The 16417-nt window shown below is 56.6% G+C and carries 17 protein-coding genes and 1 pseudogene; 13 read left to right on the top strand and 5 right to left on the bottom strand.

Going from position 1 to position 16417, the window contains the following annotated elements:
- Nucleotides 1–9 precede the first annotated feature (9 nt).
- Genes JIO00_RS18950 through JIO00_RS18940 form a run of 3 tightly spaced genes read right to left on the bottom strand, consistent with a single transcriptional unit; the run spans nucleotide 10 to nucleotide 3107 of the window.
- A complete protein-coding gene (locus tag JIO00_RS18950) occupies nucleotides 10–852 on the bottom strand; it encodes a carbohydrate ABC transporter permease (RefSeq protein ID WP_077748107.1) in 843 nt (280 codons plus the stop codon).
- Nucleotides 849–1811: a carbohydrate ABC transporter permease gene (locus JIO00_RS18945; protein ID WP_200666618.1), complete on the bottom strand. Its 963-nt coding sequence runs from the start codon at nucleotides 1809–1811 to the stop codon at nucleotides 849–851. The genes JIO00_RS18950 and JIO00_RS18945 overlap by 4 nt, the downstream gene beginning before the upstream one ends.
- 21 nt (nucleotides 1812–1832) lie before the next feature.
- On the bottom strand, nucleotides 1833–3107 hold the full coding sequence (locus JIO00_RS18940) for an ABC transporter substrate-binding protein (protein ID WP_200668658.1): 1275 nt from the start codon (nucleotides 3105–3107) through the stop codon (nucleotides 1833–1835).
- 167 nt (nucleotides 3108–3274) lie between these two features.
- Between JIO00_RS18940 and JIO00_RS18935 the strand changes: the two genes are divergently transcribed.
- From JIO00_RS18935 to arsJ, 9 genes and pseudogenes are all read left to right on the top strand, one after another.
- Nucleotides 3275–4840: a carbohydrate porin gene (locus JIO00_RS18935; protein WP_154501258.1), complete on the top strand. Its 1566-nt coding sequence runs from the start codon at nucleotides 3275–3277 to the stop codon at nucleotides 4838–4840.
- Nucleotides 4841–4971: 131 nt separating this feature from the next.
- Nucleotides 4972–5310 (top strand): annotated as a pseudogene (locus JIO00_RS18930) (PfkB family carbohydrate kinase); the annotation flags it as partial.
- 484 nt (nucleotides 5311–5794) lie between these two features.
- On the top strand, nucleotides 5795–6208 hold the full coding sequence (locus JIO00_RS29880; protein ID WP_077748111.1) for an arsenate reductase ArsC: 414 nt from the start codon (nucleotides 5795–5797) through the stop codon (nucleotides 6206–6208).
- 9 nt (nucleotides 6209–6217) lie between these two features.
- Nucleotides 6218–6589, top strand: a complete 372-nt coding sequence (locus tag JIO00_RS29875) for a metalloregulator ArsR/SmtB family transcription factor (protein ID WP_010455862.1) — start codon at nucleotides 6218–6220, stop codon at nucleotides 6587–6589.
- Between the two features lie 27 nt (nucleotides 6590–6616).
- Nucleotides 6617–7087, top strand: coding sequence for an arsenate reductase ArsC (locus tag JIO00_RS18920; protein ID WP_200666616.1), 471 nt, complete (start codon nucleotides 6617–6619; stop codon nucleotides 7085–7087).
- 112 nt (nucleotides 7088–7199) lie between these two features.
- Nucleotides 7200–7916 carry an arsenical resistance protein ArsH gene (arsH, locus tag JIO00_RS18915; RefSeq protein WP_010455860.1) on the top strand — a complete coding sequence of 239 codons (717 nt, stop codon included), beginning with the start codon at nucleotides 7200–7202 and terminating at the stop codon, nucleotides 7914–7916.
- 12 nt (nucleotides 7917–7928) lie between these two features.
- The gene (locus JIO00_RS18910) at nucleotides 7929–8204 is read left to right on the top strand and encodes a protein-tyrosine phosphatase family protein (protein WP_077748113.1); all 276 of its coding nucleotides are present in this window, start codon (nucleotides 7929–7931) and stop codon (nucleotides 8202–8204) included.
- A 23-nt stretch (nucleotides 8205–8227) separates the two neighbouring features.
- Entirely contained in the window at nucleotides 8228–9232 is a 1005-nt protein-coding gene (locus JIO00_RS18905) for an ArsJ-associated glyceraldehyde-3-phosphate dehydrogenase (protein ID WP_077748114.1), read from the top strand.
- Nucleotides 9233–9241: 9 nt separating this feature from the next.
- The gene (gene arsJ / locus JIO00_RS18900; protein WP_145306253.1) at nucleotides 9242–10462 is read left to right on the top strand and encodes an organoarsenical effux MFS transporter ArsJ; all 1221 of its coding nucleotides are present in this window, start codon (nucleotides 9242–9244) and stop codon (nucleotides 10460–10462) included.
- Nucleotides 10463–10733: 271 nt separating this feature from the next.
- Here arsJ and JIO00_RS18895 read toward each other — a convergent pair whose 3' ends face one another.
- Complete coding sequence (locus tag JIO00_RS18895) at nucleotides 10734–10976, bottom strand: thioredoxin family protein (RefSeq protein ID WP_010455847.1); 243 nt, start codon at nucleotides 10974–10976, stop codon at nucleotides 10734–10736.
- Between the two features lie 22 nt (nucleotides 10977–10998).
- Nucleotides 10999–12441: a permease gene (locus tag JIO00_RS18890; RefSeq protein WP_042932728.1), complete on the bottom strand. Its 1443-nt coding sequence runs from the start codon at nucleotides 12439–12441 to the stop codon at nucleotides 10999–11001.
- Nucleotides 12442–12826: 385 nt separating this feature from the next.
- Between JIO00_RS18890 and JIO00_RS18885 the strand changes: the two genes are divergently transcribed.
- From JIO00_RS18885 to JIO00_RS18870, 4 genes are all read left to right on the top strand, one after another.
- Complete coding sequence (locus JIO00_RS18885) at nucleotides 12827–13024, top strand: hypothetical protein (RefSeq protein WP_200666615.1); 198 nt, start codon at nucleotides 12827–12829, stop codon at nucleotides 13022–13024.
- Nucleotides 13025–13368: 344 nt separating this feature from the next.
- Complete coding sequence (locus JIO00_RS18880; RefSeq protein WP_200666613.1) at nucleotides 13369–14349, top strand: quinone oxidoreductase family protein; 981 nt, start codon at nucleotides 13369–13371, stop codon at nucleotides 14347–14349.
- A gap of 13 nt (nucleotides 14350–14362) precedes the next feature.
- Nucleotides 14363–15211, top strand: coding sequence for a TauD/TfdA dioxygenase family protein (locus tag JIO00_RS18875; RefSeq protein ID WP_200666611.1), 849 nt, complete (start codon nucleotides 14363–14365; stop codon nucleotides 15209–15211).
- A gap of 87 nt (nucleotides 15212–15298) precedes the next feature.
- Nucleotides 15299–16351, top strand: a complete 1053-nt coding sequence (locus tag JIO00_RS18870; RefSeq protein ID WP_010455839.1) for a 3-keto-5-aminohexanoate cleavage protein — start codon at nucleotides 15299–15301, stop codon at nucleotides 16349–16351.
- Nucleotides 16352–16417 lie beyond the last annotated feature (66 nt).

Genomic DNA, 16417 nt, shown 5'->3' with positions numbered 1-16417 from the left:
TGTTGGGCATCAACCCTTTAACGCGCCGGTAGTGAGACCGGAAACGATTCGGCGCTGGAAGATCAGCACCAGAATCACCAGTGGGACGGTGACCAGCACCGAGGCGGCCATCAACAGCCCCCAAGGCAACTCATGGGGGCTACCGCCGGAAATCAAGGCGATGGCGACCGGTACTGTGCGTTGCGTGTCTGTGAGGGTGAAGGTCAAGGCAAACAGGAACTCGTTCCAGGCTGCGATAAAGGCCAACAGGCCAGTGGTGACCAGTGCAGGCCAGAGCAGCGGCAACAACACGCGGGTCAGCGTGACCCAGGGCGAAGCGCCATCCATGATTGCTGCTTCCTCCAGTTCATGGGGCAGTTGCCCCATGAACGTGGTCAGCACCCACACGGTGAAGGGCAGGGTGAAAATCGTGTAGCTCAGGATCAACGCCAAAGACGTGTTGTACAGACCCAGGGCGCGGATCACTTCGAACAGCCCCGACAGTACAGCGACTTGGGGAAACATCGACACGCCGAGAACCATCATCAATACCGTGCCACGTCCACGGAATTTCACCCTTCCCAAGGCATAGGCGGCGGTCAGGCTGAGAAACAGCGCCAGCGTCACCACGCACAGCGCAACCAGCAGCGAGTTACCGATAGCCCGCAGGAATGAGGCTTGATGGAGTACCGCCGCGTAATTGGAAAAGTCGGGGTTTTCGATCCAGTAGCTCACCTTGAACAAGGCACTGGACGGCTTTAGCGAAGTCACGATGGCGTAGTAGAAAGGGAAGACCGCATACAGCAGCAACACCCCGATCAGACACCAGAACCCGAGGCGCCACAGCGCTTTTTTCAGTAGGCGCTGGCTCATGACCGAACCTCCAGTTGACGGCGTCCGAGGTAGAGATAAAGCATGGCGATTACCGCAACGACCAGAAACAACAGAGTCGAGGCCGCGCTGCCATAGCCAACATCCTGGAACTCCACCAGGTGCTGGCGGGCATAGACCGACATGCTCATGGTGCTCGATGAGTTCGAGGTCAGCACATAGATGACGTCGAAAACCCGCAGCGAGTCGAGGATGCGGAAGATCGCCGCCACCAGCAGTGCGGGCATCAGCAGGGGAAGCGTGACACGCCAGAATACCTTCAGCGGATGAATGCCATCGACCCTGGCGGCTTCGTAGCAATCGCTCGGCAACATCTGCAAGGCCGCCAGCATCAGCAGCGTGACAAAAGGGACGGTCTTCCAGACGTCGACGATGATCACCGCCCACATCGACAGATCCGCGTCTGCTGTCCAGGCCAGGGGAGCGTCAATCAGGCCGATACTTAGCATCAGGTGATTGATGATGCCGAACTGGTCGTTGAGCATCCATGACCAGATCTTCGCCGAGACAATGGTAGGAATCGCCCACGGAATCAGAATCAACGCACGCACCAAAGAACGGCCGGTGAACTTGATGTTCAACAGCAACGCCACCAGTAGCCCTAGTACGACTTCCAGTCCCACCGACACCACAGTGAAATGCAACGTGTTGCGCACAGCGTTCCACCATTGTGGATCGACCAGGATGCCCGACCAGTTGGAACCGTTGTGGAACAGATAATTGCTCAAGCCTACGAAGGATCCACCACGGGTGTCAGTCAGGGTGGCGTCAGTCAGGCTGAACCAGAATGTACGCAGTAGCGGCCAGGCGGCCACGAGGGCCAGACACATCAACATCGGTGTCAGAAACAGCCAGGCGGCGCGTACTCGGCGACGCTGTACAGGCGTTTCCCTGGTGACCAGGAACTCGTCACAGGGGGCATGGGTAATAGAGACAGACATGGTGAATTCCTTCCTTGTGGCTTACCAGTTCCGGCGTTTGATGCGCGTGAGTTCGCTTTCCAGTTCGGCCAGCGCCTGATCGACCGGCAACTCGCCTGCCAGCACGCCATGCACTCGATCGAAGAACGCGTTGGAGACCCGTGGATAGCGCTCGGCTGTTATTGAGGCGGGGCGCATGACCCCTTCGTTGAGAATACTGAGGAGTTGACTGTAATAAGGCATGGCCGCGAGCAGCTCGGGGTCTTGATAAAGCGACTCGATAACCGGGTTATAGCCGCCTACTAAAGCTCGATGTTTTTGCTGCCGGGCACTGGTCAGGTAGGTCACCAGTTCTGCGGCAAGTTTTGGATGGGCGCTGTAACGCGATACCGCCAGGCCCCAGCCACCGAGGGTGGAGGCATGGGTGCCGGTCATGCCGCCTCGGGGCAGGGGAGCGACGCCGACTTTATCTTTTACGGCACTATCCTGGCTTTGTACCAAGGCCCAGACATAAGGCCAGTTACGCATGAACAACGCATTTCCCGACTGGAATACGCCTCGTCCTTCTTCCTCGGTGTAGTTGAGGACGCCACGCGGGGAGATGTCTCCTACCCAGCTTTTCGCCAGGGTCAAAGCAGTTCTCGAGGCCTGACTGTTGACCACGATATCTCCTGCTGGATTGACCAGTCCGCCTTCCGGTTGGCTGCTGATCCACTCCAGCGCATTACACGTCAGCCCCTCGTAAGCGCGTCCCTGAAAGATGTAACCCCATGCATTGGGGTTCCCGGCAGTGCGCTCTGCTTGTTGAACATCCCTGGCGGTAGCGGTCATTTCCTCCCAGGTCTGGGGAACCTGCTTGGCGTACTTCTCAAGCAAGTCCTTGCGGTAATACAGCAGGCCCGAGTCGGTGAACCACGGCATCGTCACCAGTCGTCCATTCACCGTGGCGTTATCCACCTGTGTCTGGAAGTAACCTTGAGTCGCGTTGGCGGGCAGCACCTCGCGCAGATCCATCAGATGTTTGGCCAGCATCCCTGGCCACACCATATCGATTTGAATGATGTCGATGTCGGTGGACTGAGCACTGAGGATCTGTTGGTAGAACGACAACCTCTCGGTTGCCGAGTTAGGCGTGGAAACCACCTCGACGTTGTTGCCGGTCTGTTTCGACCACGCCTCGACAGCCTCCTTGCACAGTTGTAATTCGGCCCCCACTGCACCGCACGAAATCGTCAAATCGGCTGCGCTCGAGACGGATGGAAGTCCGGCACAGAGGGTGGTTAGTGCTGCTGGAAGGAGAGATTTCAGATGTTTCATTGAGCACCCTTTATTTTTGTTTTTAGAAAAGTTAACGTTAACATCGCCAAATGTAGCAGCGTATTTGCGATGAAGCATCCATTTTTTCGTCGATTACCACAATTTACAACTCACGAAAAATGGATGGTCGCGGGAATTACACAATAAAAACAAAACAGGGAATCCACATGCAGAAAGCATCAAGCTGGCTACTCGCAGGTGTGCTCGGCACCTCGGCGGCGACCTCTCAGGCCGCGACTCTGGAAGAACGCATGGCCGCGTTTGAAGTCCGTGCCAGCGCAGCGGAAAAGCGCGCAGCCGCAGCTGAACAACAGACCCAGGCACTCGCCAGGGAATTGCAGCAGATCAAACTCGCCACTCCCGCCGCGCAGCCTGTTGCGTCCACTGCGACAGCCATTGAGGCGCCTGGGTTGGACACCCGGCTGGCAAAACTGGAAGCCCGTCAGCAAAGCATGGAAAAGCAGGGCAGCAGCGGCCACCTCACGGACGGTTTCAGCTTTAAGGGTTATGCCCGTTCCGGATTGCTGATCAACGATGGGCTAGGTGGTGGTCGTGGCGGCCCTTATACAACCCCGGCCGGTTCAGTCGGTGGCGCCGTCGGGCGACTCGGCAATGAAGACGACACCTACATGCGCATCGACCTGTCGAAAGAGGCCTATGCGCAGAACGGCACCCGTTCCAAATTCACGGTTTCCATCGCCGATGGAGTGGAAAGCTCCAATGACTGGACGGCCGACGAAAGCAACCTGAACGTGCGTCAGGTATTTACAGAGCTCGACCATCTCGCTGCATTCAAGGGTAATTCAGTGTTCGAGAACGCGACCTTGTGGGCAGGTAAGCGATTTGATCGAGATAACTTCGATATCCACTGGCTGGACTCGGACGTTGTCTATCTGGCTGGTACCGGGGGGGGAATCTACGATGTGCAGATGAACAAGAGTTGGCGCTCGAATTACTCCTTGGTCGGGCGTAACTACGGGGATTTCAGTGAAGGCGGCATCAACGCAGACGTGGAAAGCTACATTCTGACCTCCAACCAGTTCTTCGATAATGGTCAGTGGCAGTGGATGTTCAATGCCATTGGCTCCAGGAAAAACGACATTGGCACCCGCAGTAATGAAGCGGGGCTGACACCAGCAGATTCCGGGTTGCACAGCATGCTGGCGAATCACCAGAAAAACTTTTTCGGCCGAGAAGGCTTCTTCAAAACGGCACTGCTCTATGGGCAAGGTCTGGGGGCAGAGGTCAAGAACGTCGGCTCGGATGGTGAATTGATTGACGATGCCCGCGCTCTGCGCCTGGCACTTTACGGCGAGACACCCATAGCGCCTGGTTGGCGCATCGGCCCCAGCTTGTTGGTCGAACAGAGCAAGGATAGATACGTTAAAGGTGACAATTACCGTTGGATGACCCTGAACATGCGTTTGGCCAATGCAATCAACAGCAATTTCGAGATGGCCTACGAAATGAGCTGGCAAACCATGAACCTCGACCCGAAGGGCTATCTACAACGTAATGCGGTCGACGGTAACTTCTGGAAATTCACGATCGCGCCGACATTCAAACCTGACGTTGGAGACCTGCTCACTCGTCCCGAACTGCGTGTGTTCGCGAGCTTCATGAATTGGTCTTCGGATCTGGACAGATACAGTACCTCAGACTCCTTCGGCAAGACGGACTTCAACGCCGGAGGTGTGTGGCAATACGGGATACAAATGGAAACCTGGTTTTAATGTTTGAACGCGTCGGCCAACACGCCTTCAGCTCATCGATCCCTGCTTTTCACCAAGCGTATTGAGTAATTGATTACCGGTCAAAACTGATCAGCCAGCAGTTATCCCTACGAAAAAATGAGGAAATGACGATGGTATTGCCTCGCGCAGTAGTATTTGGCGAAGCCCTGACCGACCTTGTCCAAGGCACTCCTGGACAGTGGAAAGGCTACCCAGGCGGTGCTCCCTGGAACGTTGCACGAGCGCTAAGTCGCTTGGGTGTTAACAGCGTTTTTGCTGGGGCGGTGAGCATAGATTCACTGGGTGACGAGATAGTTTCGCAGTCGGAAGCGGCAGCATTAGATATGAGGTTTATCCAACGGGTAGACCGAGATCCTTTGGTCGCCATCGTTCCATCGAGCCGTCCTCCAAGATACTTTTTTGCTGGAGATGCTGATCTGTTTTTTGATCCGGATCTGATGCCAGAAGGATAGATCAAGGGTTGGTTGTGAAGGCGGGAGGCCAGATACTTCCACCTGTGGACCACAATCATTGTGGCGACTGGAATCCGACCTGACATGAGCCTGCTCGCCGAGTTGCGTATAGCACTTGATCCCGCAACTCAAAGCGTACCTCGCCGGTTTGTTGCAAAGCCCAGTGCGCAGCAACCTGACCCGCCCTCGATGACCGGGGCGGCATAGGGGCGACCTTTTTTTTCTTTTGCACATCCAGGTAGTCCTTGAGCCAAGGGCGACCAATTTCTGCGTGAGTGACAGATTTATTACAGAAACCATATATACATCGTCGCAGATATTTTAAGAGGCACGGAAGGCTGGCTAGCGCCTTGATACAAAGCTTTCATTGAAGGTGCTCGGCGGCGTCCAATCGTTTTGATGGATTAATGTTCGTTGGCTCTTTACCTTACATACGGGAAAACATATATTCGTCAAACCGCATATGAGCTGAGGCTTCACAATGACCAGCAAAGCCCGTGTTCTGTTTGTCTGTACTGCCAACGCTGCACGCTCCCAGTTGGCCCAAGCGTTGCTGAGGCATACCGATTCGGAGCATTTCGAGGCGTTCAGCGCCGGCACAACTCCAACTCAGGTAGATCCGCGCACCTTCGAGGCGCTTTCACACATCGGTGTGAGCACCGAAGGATTACGTAGCAAGTCGATAGACGAGTTTCGTGGTGAGCGTTTCGATTACGTCATCACCTTGTGTGATAAAGCCGCTGCGCAATGCCGGTCTTTACCTGGAGCGGGTGAGGCATTGGCCTGGAGTTTTGAAGACCCGGTCACCAGCACCAAACCCGATGCCTTCCGTCACACCCTTCACGAAATTCATGAGCGCATCAAGATGTTCGTCTTGGTCAAAAACAAGCACTGAGAAAACGATATGGCTGACCATCTGACACCGACCACTGTTTTCAAATGCCTTGCTGACGACACTCGGGTCCGCACGATGATGCTCATCACCCGTGAAGGAGAGCTTTGTGTTTGCGAGCTGACCTGCGCGTTGAACGAGAGTCAGCCAAAAATCTCCAGGCACCTGGCGCAACTGCGTACTTGCGGCCTGTTGTCGGACCGTCGGCAAGGCCAATGGGTGTATTACCGACTGCACCCGAATCTCCCTGATTGGGTTCATCAAGTGCTGACCACCGTGCTGGAAAGCAACAAACACTGGTTGAGCCCTGATGCCAAACGCCTTGATGAAATGGGTGACCGTCCTGAACGGGCAGCCGTGTGCTGTGAAAGCAAAATCGCCTGATTCCGTCTTCGACTATGAGATCACTCGATGAAAATCCTGTTCCTCTGCACGGCCAATAGCTGTCGCAGCATCCTTTGTGAGGCGGTTTTCAATCACTTGGCACCGCAAGGCATGAAAGCCTACAGCGCGGGCAGTCAACCCAAAGGCGACGTGCATCCGCTGAGTCTCAAAACTTTGGAAAACGCTGGTATGTCGACGCTCGGGCTGTTCAGTAAGTCCAGCGATGTCCATGTGAATTTGGCACCTGATTTCGTCATCACGGTGTGCGACAAGGCAGCTGGTGAAGCTTGCCCGGTATTTTTTGGACCCGCCACCAAAGCCCACTGGGGGCTGGCTGACCCTTCGGAATACCACGGGACGCAAGAAGAGATCGATGCGGCTTTTGAAGCCACCTTGGAGCAGATCCAAACCCGTATTGAAGCTTTCTTGGCTTTACCGCTTGCCCGACTGAGTGCCGAACAGCTCAAGGCAGAACTGGCCCTGATTGGCAGGCTGTAACCACAGGAACAATGACCATGAGTAAAAATCGCCTTTCCTTCCTGGGCCGATATCTGGTTGAAGGGCCGTTGGTTCGATGACTCCAAGAGCGCTGTTGCGCAGGACAAAGACTATGTTTGAAGACGACATCCCCCAACTCGATACCGACCTGGTTGATCTTCCGTCGGCTGACAAGCTGGGCATCGAGAAGACCTCCATCCACAAGCCGCGCATTTTGCTGCTGTACGGATCGACCCGTGAGCGCTCCTTCAGTCGCCTGATGGTCGAGGAGGCCGCTCGACTGCTGGAGCACTTCGGCGCCGAGGCGCGGATTTTCAATCCGTCCGGTTTGCCGCTGCCAGATGACGCCCCCGACAACCATCCGCGCGTGAAGGAGTTACGCGAGCTGATGTTGTGGTCGGAAGGGCAGGTCTGGTGTTCCCCGGAGCGTCACGGTTCCATGAGCGCGGTCTTCAAGGCGCAGATCGACTGGGTGCCACTCGCAATGGGTGCGGTACGCCCGACCCAGGGCAAAACCCTCGCCGTCATGCAGGTGTGTGGTGGCTCGCAGTCGTTCAACGTGGTCAATCAGCTGCGAGTGCTGGGACGTTGGATGCGCATGTTCACCATCCCCAACCAATCCTCCGTGCCAAAGGCCTATATGGAGTTCGACGATAACGGCCGGATGAAACCTTCTCCGTTCTACGACCGCATCGTGGATGTGATGGAAGAGTTGGTGAAATTCACGCTGCTGCTTCGCGACCGTCAGGACTATCTGGTTGATCGTTATTCCGAGCGCAAAGAGTCGGCGGAAGAACTCATGAAACGTGTCAATCAGCGCTCCATCTGAGGATTTTTCACCGTGCAACACCACCCTTATTCGGTACTTCCCTTGGCACAGTTCAATGGCCAATTGATCTTCACCCCGCAGCGGCTGACCGAAGGGGACACCATCGCCATCCATTGCAAGGGCGGATCGGGTCGTACCGGTTTGGTCGCCGCTCAACTGTTGATCGAGAGCGATGTGCCATTCAGCGATGCCATCCGCGATGTTCAGTCGTTGCGTCCACGCGCCATTCAACATCCTGCCCATATCGAATACATCGGCCAGTTCGACACTCAGTCGAACTCCCACTGACAACAGATACAGAGCACAACAACATGACTATCAAAGTTGGCATCAATGGTTTCGGTCGGATCGGTCGCCTCGCGCTGCGAGCAGCCTGGGGCTGGCCAGAATTCGAATTCGTGCAGATCAACGATCCAGCGGGTGACGCGGCGACGCATGCACACTTGCTGAACTTCGACTCGGTGCATGGTCGTTGGCACCACGAAGCCAGCGCGGAAGGCGATCAGGTGGTGATTGGCGGCAAGCGCATCAAGGTGACAGCTAACAAAGCGATTGCCGACACCGACTGGTCGGGTTGCGATCTGGTGATCGAGGCCAGCGGCAAGATGAAAACCGTGGCGGTGTTGCAAGCCTACCTGGATCAGGGCGTCAAGCGTGTGGTGGTTTGCGCTCCGGTGAAGGAAAAAGGGGCGTTGAACGTCGTCATGGGCGTCAACCATCAGTTGTTCAAACCGGCTGAACATCGCATCGTTACCGCCGCTTCGTGCACCACCAACTGTCTGGCACCCGTGGTGAAAGTCATCCACGAGAAACTGGGCATTCGTCATGGCTCGATCACCACTATCCACGACCTGACGAACACCCAAAGCATTCTCGATCAACCGCACAAGGATCTGCGTCGTGCGCGTGCTTCGGGCATGAGCCTGATTCCAACCAGTACCGGCTCGGCCACCGCCATTGCCGAAATCTTCCCCGAACTGCGCGGACGCCTGAATGGTCATGCCGTTCGTGTGCCGCTGGCCAACGCGTCGCTGACCGACTGCGTCTTTGAAGTCGAGCGTGCCACCACTGTTGAGGAGGTGAATCAACTCCTCAAGGACGCCTCCGAGAACGAGCTGAAAGACATCCTCGGTTTTGAGGAGCGTCCGTTGGTGTCCATCGACTACCGCACCGACCCGCGTTCATCGATCATCGATGCACTGTCGACGATGGTGATCAATGGTACTCAAGTGAAGATCTATGCCTGGTACGACAACGAATGGGGCTATGCCAATCGCGCCGTCGAACTGGCCAGACTGGTCAGTCTGGCGGACTAAGGAGCGGTCATGAAAGCGTTGTCAGCCCTCGCTCCGGAAGTGCGGCAGTACTTGCTCGTCACGGGCAACTATTGGGCCTTCACCCTCACCGACGGTGCCTTGCGCATGTTGGTGGTGTTGCACTTTCACGCGTTGGGCTACAGCCCACTGCAAATCGCGGCGTTGTTTCTGTTCTACGAAATCTTTGGCGTGATCACCAACCTGGTGGGTGGCTACCTCGGCGCCCGGCTGGGACTGAATCGAACCATGAATATCGGCCTGGGTATCCAAGTCGTGGCGCTGTTGATGCTGACGGTTCCTGTCGCTTGGCTAACCATCCCATGGGTGATGGGCGCACAGGCGCTGTCGGGGATTGCCAAAGACCTGAACAAGATGAGTGCCAAAAGCTCCATCAAGCTTCTTGTTCCGGATGGGCAACAGGGAAAGCTCTACAAGTGGGTGGCAATCCTCACCGGCTCGAAGAACGCACTCAAGGGGGTCGGCTTCTTTCTCGGCGGAGCCTTGCTGGCACTGATCGGCTTCAAAGGTGCATTGCTGGCCATGGCGGGTGTTCTGGCGCTGATCTGGATCAGCAGCTTGATACTGCTGAAGAAGGACTTGGGCAAAGCGAAAGCCAAACCCAAGTTTCGCGACATCCTGTCCAAGAGTCGGGCGATCAATATCCTCTCGGCGGCGCGGATGTTCTTGTTCGGAGCCCGTGACGTCTGGTTTGTGGTGGCCTTGCCGGTGTACCTGAGCAGCGTGTTCGGCTGGGACTTCTGGAAGGTGGGTGGCTTCCTTGCGGCGTGGGTGATCGGCTACGGCATCGTGCAGTCGTTTGCGCCCAACATCACTGGCAAGAAACGCGGCCACGTACCGGATGGTCGTGCGGCATTTCTGTGGGCCCTTGCACTGGCAGGCTTGCCTGCGGCAATTGCTCTCGGGCTTAACACGGCTTTGTCGCAGCAGATGATGCTACTCGGCGGATTGATGGTCTTTGGTGCGCTGTTCGCGGTGAATTCGTCGCTGCACAGCTACTTGATCGTGTCCTATGCCAAGGAAGATGGCGTGTCGCTGGATGTGGGGTTTTATTACATGTCGAATGCGATGGGAAGGCTGATAGGTACAGTACTGTCCGGGTGGGTTTATCAGGTGTATGGGCTGCAAGCGTGCTTGTGGATATCGAGCGCATTCGTTCTGCTCGCAGCACTGATTTCTATCGGGCTGCCGAGGCATGCCGAGGCGATATGAAACTGTCAGGCCGATGAGCCTCTTCGCGCTATGTGCGTTTGGGGGGCGGGTAGAGCCTGAATCAGCAGCTGTCGGAGGTACGCCATGGGCAATTTATCCACATCCCCGCACTGTCTTTCGTGGTGATTGCAGCGTTCGCATTGAGCGCTTGTGATAAAGGCGAGACACCCTCCAAGCGTCCGTCCGGTATGGACAAGACGATTGAAGGGACATGATTTACAGGTGAGTGGCGCAATAACCAGGGGGATGAGGGATATCCTCCTTCAGCGCATCATTGCGCAGTCGAAATCCAGCCCTGGATATCCGCAACAGTCGGAATCTTCCCGCTGCTTACAACCTTCTCGTTGATCACCAGAGCCGGCGTGGCGAGGATGTCATAAGTCATCATCTTGCCCATGTCGGTGATCTTTTCGAATTCGGCCTGGATATTTAGATTCTGCGTGGCTTGACGGGCTACAGCCTCAAGCTTCTTGCAGTTGGCGCACCCTGAACCGAGGATTTTGATGTTCAGCATTGGAAGCTCCTTAGTGTGTAAGTCAGCTTGCTGTTTGTTTACGCTGATAACGTATCAACTGGTAAATTGCAGCGGTTATGGCCAGTGAGGCCGCCATTCCTGCACCAAGGGTAAGCCAGCCGGTGCCGTCGACCCAGGCACCAAATAGCAGGCCTGCCACGATGCTGAACGAAGCGACTAACCCAACATAGGCTGCGGTCTTCTTGCGACCAATCACCGCCGCCACCATGAGCATGCTCTGCAAGCTAAGTTCAGGATCCGCCATCAAGTAGGCCAAGAGCGGACCAGGATGCATGCCGAGATCAAGGAACATGCGGGCGACGGGCACTTCTACCAGGGTTGGGAAGTACATGAACACGCCGAACCCTACCGCTATGGCATTGGCGATCACTGTGTTGCTGCCTGCAAGGCTTTCAATCCACTCGGGTTGAATCACCTGGCGAACCATGCCGACAATGAATACACCCACCACCAGCACAACAAATATCTGCTTGACGAAGCGCCAGGCTTCCCATAGCCAGCCTTGCCAGTCTTCGGCTGGCAGTTTTCGGGCAAAGTACCCAACAGACAGCATGGTCAATGCGACACCGAATACACGACCCGTGAAGGTAAAGGCTAATGTGCCAGGTTCTGGCGTCAGTCGCATTGACGCGATCAGCAAGGTACTAGCGGTCAGACCCAGCGCAACCCATGTCCAGTTGTTGGCACCTTCAGTGATGTTATCCAGACCACGTTTGGCCGTGGCGGCAATCATCAGGAGTAGGGCGATGAGAACAGACCCTTGGAAGCTCACGCCTTCTTCTCCTTTACTGGCGTCGTATGGAACCCAGTCAAACAAGGTGTCCTGCCACGCCTGGGGCCAGAAAAGCGGGACTTTGAAACTGATCAGATCTGCGGTCAGGGGCCACAGTTTCAAGGTGCCCGCAATCAGCAAGGCCACCAAAGATAGCAGTACGCCCAGTGCAGGCCCGGAAACGCTGGCCTTCTCTGCGAACAGGGCATCCGCCTGTGCGTCGTGGGTCAGGTCGTCTTTCCAGAATAGGGTAGCCATCAGCAAGCCAATACCGATGCCGAAGATCAGGCAGAGGATCAGACGGGCGATTGCAAACTCCGCTCCCAGAATATTGCCGGTATAGGCCAAGGCCATGATGTTTCCTGCGGGAGCAAAAAACAGGAAGGTGATCGCCGGGCCGATACCTGCTCCTTTGCGGTAAACGCCCGCGAACAAAGGAACAATTGTGCATGAGCAGACGGCAATCAGTGACCCGGCTAATGCCGCCGCAGGGTAGGAAACGTAAACAGGTGCATGTCGACCTAGCCAGTGAGTGATGCTGGCTTTAGGAATAAGTGCTGTCATGGCCCCGGCGATAAAAAACGCCGGCAACAGGCAAAGAAGGACGTGGGCTGCCAAGTAGGAAGCCAGACTGCCGGCTCCGCCATTGAATAGCTTAAGTACGAGGTCCATGGAGAGCCCTCAATCCTTAGCGTTAAGGTCAGGTTTTATGGTATCCGCTGTGCGTTGACCGGGTTTGACTTCGATCAGTTGCACGCAGAAAAATTTTTCAAGGATGTGGTGCTGAAAGACCGATTCAGGGGCGCCTCCAGGGTGGCTATCACGATCAACCGGAATCGCTGCGCATAGCCTCCGTTGTGCAAGGTCGACCTCTGCCTCTATAGCGTGAGACGCAGGTGAAAAGGTCGGGTTATGACTTTTCGGGCTTGTTATGCCGGCGGTCTGCTTTTTTATCCGAGTTCACACTGCCGTTCGTCCAGTGCCCGGCACTAGCAAGGCTTGGCTTCTCTCTGATGTTCATGCACCGACATCCCGTGCATCAGAACGGAGAGCCAGCATGGACATTGATGAAAATGCCCCAGGAAACAAATCCCAACAGGGTGTCACGGGCGGGACTGATAACGAAACAGGCCATGGTTCAAAGGAGAATGAACCTGAGGTTCCGCTGCCAGGGGGCGACGAGGCGCCTGTCGATGAAGAAATGGCCGATGTGGATGCCAATAATTCAGTATCGAGCGAGCATCCCAAGCCTTAAGTCGATTGAAAGTTGGGATTCAGCAAATTGACCAAGCCTTATGCTTCAAAAGAAAATCCTTGTGGCACGGGTACCTGGTAAATCACCTGCTGTTTGCGAACCCCGCCAGTGTGCGGGGTTTTTTGTGTCCGGGTTTTGAGTGTGAGAGCCCATACAGCCGGCCGTGGCGCGTCAATTGAATTGCGCTATGGCGCTGACCGGGTTTCCTAAGAAGGGGGGGCGCCAGTGGCCAATTGTCATGAAATGAAAAGCCATTGTCGTCTGATGAAAAGCAGCTGGCCAGGCGGCGTCCTACAGTCCAATCAGCGTAAATCGACGCTGCACAGACTGGAGAATAAGAAAAAATGGCCAAAGCCGTACGCTTCTACGAAACCGGTGGTCCCGACGTTCTTTGTTATAAAGAGGTCGATGTCGGCGAACCCGGTCCGGGCCAGGTCCGTCTTCGTCATGTGGCGGTCGGCCTGAACTATGCCGACACCTATTTTCGTAATGGCACTTACCCGATCCCGATGCCCAACGGCATGGGGGTTGAAGCGTCCGGTGTGGTCCAGGCCATCGGCGAGGGTGTGACTAACGTTCAGGTGGGGGATCGCGTCACCTACACCGGATTTCTCAATACCTTGGGCGCCTACAGTACCGAGCGACTGATTGCGGCCGCGCCGCTGATCAAGCTGCCGGAAACCATCAGTTTCGAGACGGCCGCCGCCATGACCATGCGTGGCCTGACGTCGTCGTACCTGATGCGGCGCATTTATGATTTCAAGGCCGGCGACAGCATTCTGCTGCACGCCGCTGCCGGTGGCGTGGGGCTGATCGTTTCACAGTGGGCCAAGCTGCTCGGCCTGACCGTCATCGGCACTGTGTCCACCGAGGTCAAGGGTGAAATTGCCCTGGCCCATGGTTGCGACCATGTCATCAATTACAGCCACGAAAATGTCGCCCAGCGCGTGCGCGAGCTGACTGCCGGCGTGGGAGTCAACGTGGTGTTCGACAGCGTTGGCAAAAACACCTTCATGGGATCACTGGATTCGCTCAAGCGTCGGGGACTGATGGTCTGCGTTGGCACCGCATCCGGTCCGATTCCGGCTTTCGACCCGGTGATGCTGGCGATGAAGGGCTCACTGTTCCTGACCCGTCCGGCGCTGGCCGACTACATCGCCGATCCGGCAGAGAAAGCTGCCCTGGCCGGCGAGCTGTTCGACCACGTCGGCAGTGGTCGGATCAAGATCGAGATCAACCAGCATTATGCGTTGGAGGACGCCGTACAGGCCCATCGCGACCTTGAGTCACGCAAAACGACGGGCTCGTCGATTTTCGTCATCTAAGGAGCGATCTGCCATGAAAGTCGAACAATTGACCTGCAGCATTGGCGCCGAACTGATCGGCGTCAATCTTGCCGACGCGGTCCATGACGACGGTCTTTTTTGCGAGATTCGTGCTCAGTTGCTCAAGCATCGGGTGGTGTTCCTGCGTGATCAGGACATCACTCGCGCCGAGCACGTGGCCTTCGCCCGCCGCTTCGGTGAGTTGGAGGACCATCCGGTGGCCGGCAGCGATCCGGATCATCCCGGGCTGGTGCGCATCTACAAGAATCCGGACCAGCCGATGGACCGCTACGAAAACGCCTGGCATACCGACGCGACCTGGCGCGAGGCGCCGCCGATGGGCTGCGTGTTGCGCTGCGTAGAGTGCCCGCCGGTGGGCGGCGACACCATGTGGGCCAACATGGTCGAGGCTTACGCGCGTTTGCCGGAGGACGTGAAGGTGAAAATTGCCGACCTGCGCGCCCGCCACAGCATCGAAGCGAGTTTCGGTGCTGCCATGCCAATCGAAAAGCGTCTGGCGCTCAAGGCGATGTATCCCGATGCCGAACACCCGGTGGTTCGCACCCACCCGGAAACCGGGGAAAAGGTGCTGTTCGTCAACGCCTTCACGACGCACTTGAGCAACTACCACACCCCCGAGCGGGTGCGCTTCGGCCAGGACGCCAACCCTGGCGCGAGCGAGTTGCTGCGCTACCTGATCAGCCAGGCCTTCATCCCCGAGTATCAGGTGCGCTGGCGCTGGAAGCCCAACAGCATCGCCATCTGGGACAACCGCAGCACCCAGCACTACGCCGTCATGGATTATCCGCCGTGCCATCGCAAGATGGAGCGTGCCGGAATCATCGGCGACAAGACCTACTGATCGACCCCTTCTGCATTCGCACTCGTAAACGCGTCTGCCCGGCACGATCCCGGGTGGGCGCGACAATCATAAGAACAGGAGTAACTCATGCAATTTTTTGACGATTCCCTGCACCCGGAAAACATGGAAAAGGTGGTCATCACCGTGGCCCCGTACGGCCCGGAATGGATGCCGGAAGACTTCCCCGAAGACATCCCGCTGACCATGGATGAACAGGTGCAAAAAGCGGTCGAATGTTATGAGGCCGGGGCCACCGTCTTGCACTTGCACGTGCGCGAGCTGGACGGCAAGGGTTCCAAGCGCCTGTCCAAATTCAACGAATTGATCGCCGGTGTGCGTGAAGCCGTGCCGGACATGATCATCCAGGTCGGTGGTTCGATTTCCTTCGCGCCGGAAAGCGATGGCGAAGCCGCCAAGTGGTTGTCTGACGATACGCGACACATGCTGGCCGAGCTGACGCCAAAACCGGATCAGGTCACGGTGGCTATCAACACCACCCAGATGAACATCATGGAGTTGCTGTATCCGCAATACCTGGAAGGCACGTCCCTGGCCAATCCCCTGTTTCAGGCCGCCTACAGCGAAATGACCGTTCCGGCAGGTCCGGCCTGGGTCGCCGAACACCTCAAGCGTCTGATGGACAACGGCATCCAGCCGCACTTCCAGCTGACCGGCATGCACGCGATGGAAACCCTCGAGCGTCTGGTGCGCAGGGGCGTCTACATGGGTCCGTTGAACCTGACCTGGATCGGCATTGGCGGCGGTTTCGACGGTCCCAATCCGTTCAACTTCTTCAACTTCATCCACCGCGCGCCGGACGGTTGCACCCTGACCTCCGAGTCGCTGCTCAAGAACGTCATGCCGTTCAACACCATGTCGATGGCCATGGGTCTGCACCCGCGAGTGGGCAATGAAGACACTATCATTGATCACAAGGGCGATCGTTTCGGCTCAGTTGCGCAGATCAGGCAGACCGTGCGTATCGCCCATGAACTGGGTCGCGAAATCGCCACCGGCAAAGAAGCCCGTGAGATCTACCGCATCGGCGTGCAGTACCAGAGCATCGAAGAAACGCTGTTGGCCAACGGCATGGCCCCCAACCGCAAGGCTGGGCAGAAAGGTGTGCCGCAACGCGGCTGATCGGCAGACGCAGCGGGCGGTCAGGCCTCCCGCTCGCTGCACTGCAACACGCTTGATAACAACAAT

This window comes from Pseudomonas sp. SW-3 (assembly GCF_016615645.1).
Classification (GTDB): Bacteria; Pseudomonadota; Gammaproteobacteria; order Pseudomonadales; family Pseudomonadaceae; genus Aquipseudomonas; species Aquipseudomonas mandelii.
Note: the sequence above shows the minus strand (reverse complement) of the source record. Positions and strands in the feature narration are given on the sequence as shown.

Bases quoted from the DNA above. Each gene is read 5' to 3' on its own strand.
- JIO00_RS18950 (WP_077748107.1), bottom strand. From the start codon at position 852: ATGAGCCAGCGCCTACTGAAAAAAGCGCTGTGGCGCCTCGGGTTCTGG.
- JIO00_RS18945 (WP_200666618.1), bottom strand. From the start codon at position 1,811: ATGTCTGTCTCTATTACCCATGCCCCCTGTGACGAGTTCCTGGTCACC.
- JIO00_RS18940 (WP_200668658.1), bottom strand. From the start codon at position 3,107: ATGAAACATCTGAAATCTCTCCTTCCAGCAGCACTAACCACCCTCTGT.
- JIO00_RS18935 (WP_154501258.1), top strand. From the start codon at position 3,275: ATGCAGAAAGCATCAAGCTGGCTACTCGCAGGTGTGCTCGGCACCTCG.
- JIO00_RS29880 (WP_077748111.1), top strand. From the start codon at position 5,795: ATGACCAGCAAAGCCCGTGTTCTGTTTGTCTGTACTGCCAACGCTGCA.
- JIO00_RS29875 (WP_010455862.1), top strand. From the start codon at position 6,218: ATGGCTGACCATCTGACACCGACCACTGTTTTCAAATGCCTTGCTGAC.
- JIO00_RS18920 (WP_200666616.1), top strand. From the start codon at position 6,617: ATGAAAATCCTGTTCCTCTGCACGGCCAATAGCTGTCGCAGCATCCTT.
- arsH (WP_010455860.1), top strand. From the start codon at position 7,200: ATGTTTGAAGACGACATCCCCCAACTCGATACCGACCTGGTTGATCTT.
- JIO00_RS18905 (WP_077748114.1), top strand. From the start codon at position 8,228: ATGACTATCAAAGTTGGCATCAATGGTTTCGGTCGGATCGGTCGCCTC.
- arsJ (WP_145306253.1), top strand. From the start codon at position 9,242: ATGAAAGCGTTGTCAGCCCTCGCTCCGGAAGTGCGGCAGTACTTGCTC.
- JIO00_RS18895 (WP_010455847.1), bottom strand. From the start codon at position 10,976: ATGCTGAACATCAAAATCCTCGGTTCAGGGTGCGCCAACTGCAAGAAG.
- JIO00_RS18890 (WP_042932728.1), bottom strand. From the start codon at position 12,441: ATGGACCTCGTACTTAAGCTATTCAATGGCGGAGCCGGCAGTCTGGCT.
- JIO00_RS18885 (WP_200666615.1), top strand. From the start codon at position 12,827: ATGGACATTGATGAAAATGCCCCAGGAAACAAATCCCAACAGGGTGTC.
- JIO00_RS18880 (WP_200666613.1), top strand. From the start codon at position 13,369: ATGGCCAAAGCCGTACGCTTCTACGAAACCGGTGGTCCCGACGTTCTT.
- JIO00_RS18875 (WP_200666611.1), top strand. From the start codon at position 14,363: ATGAAAGTCGAACAATTGACCTGCAGCATTGGCGCCGAACTGATCGGC.
- JIO00_RS18870 (WP_010455839.1), top strand. From the start codon at position 15,299: ATGCAATTTTTTGACGATTCCCTGCACCCGGAAAACATGGAAAAGGTG.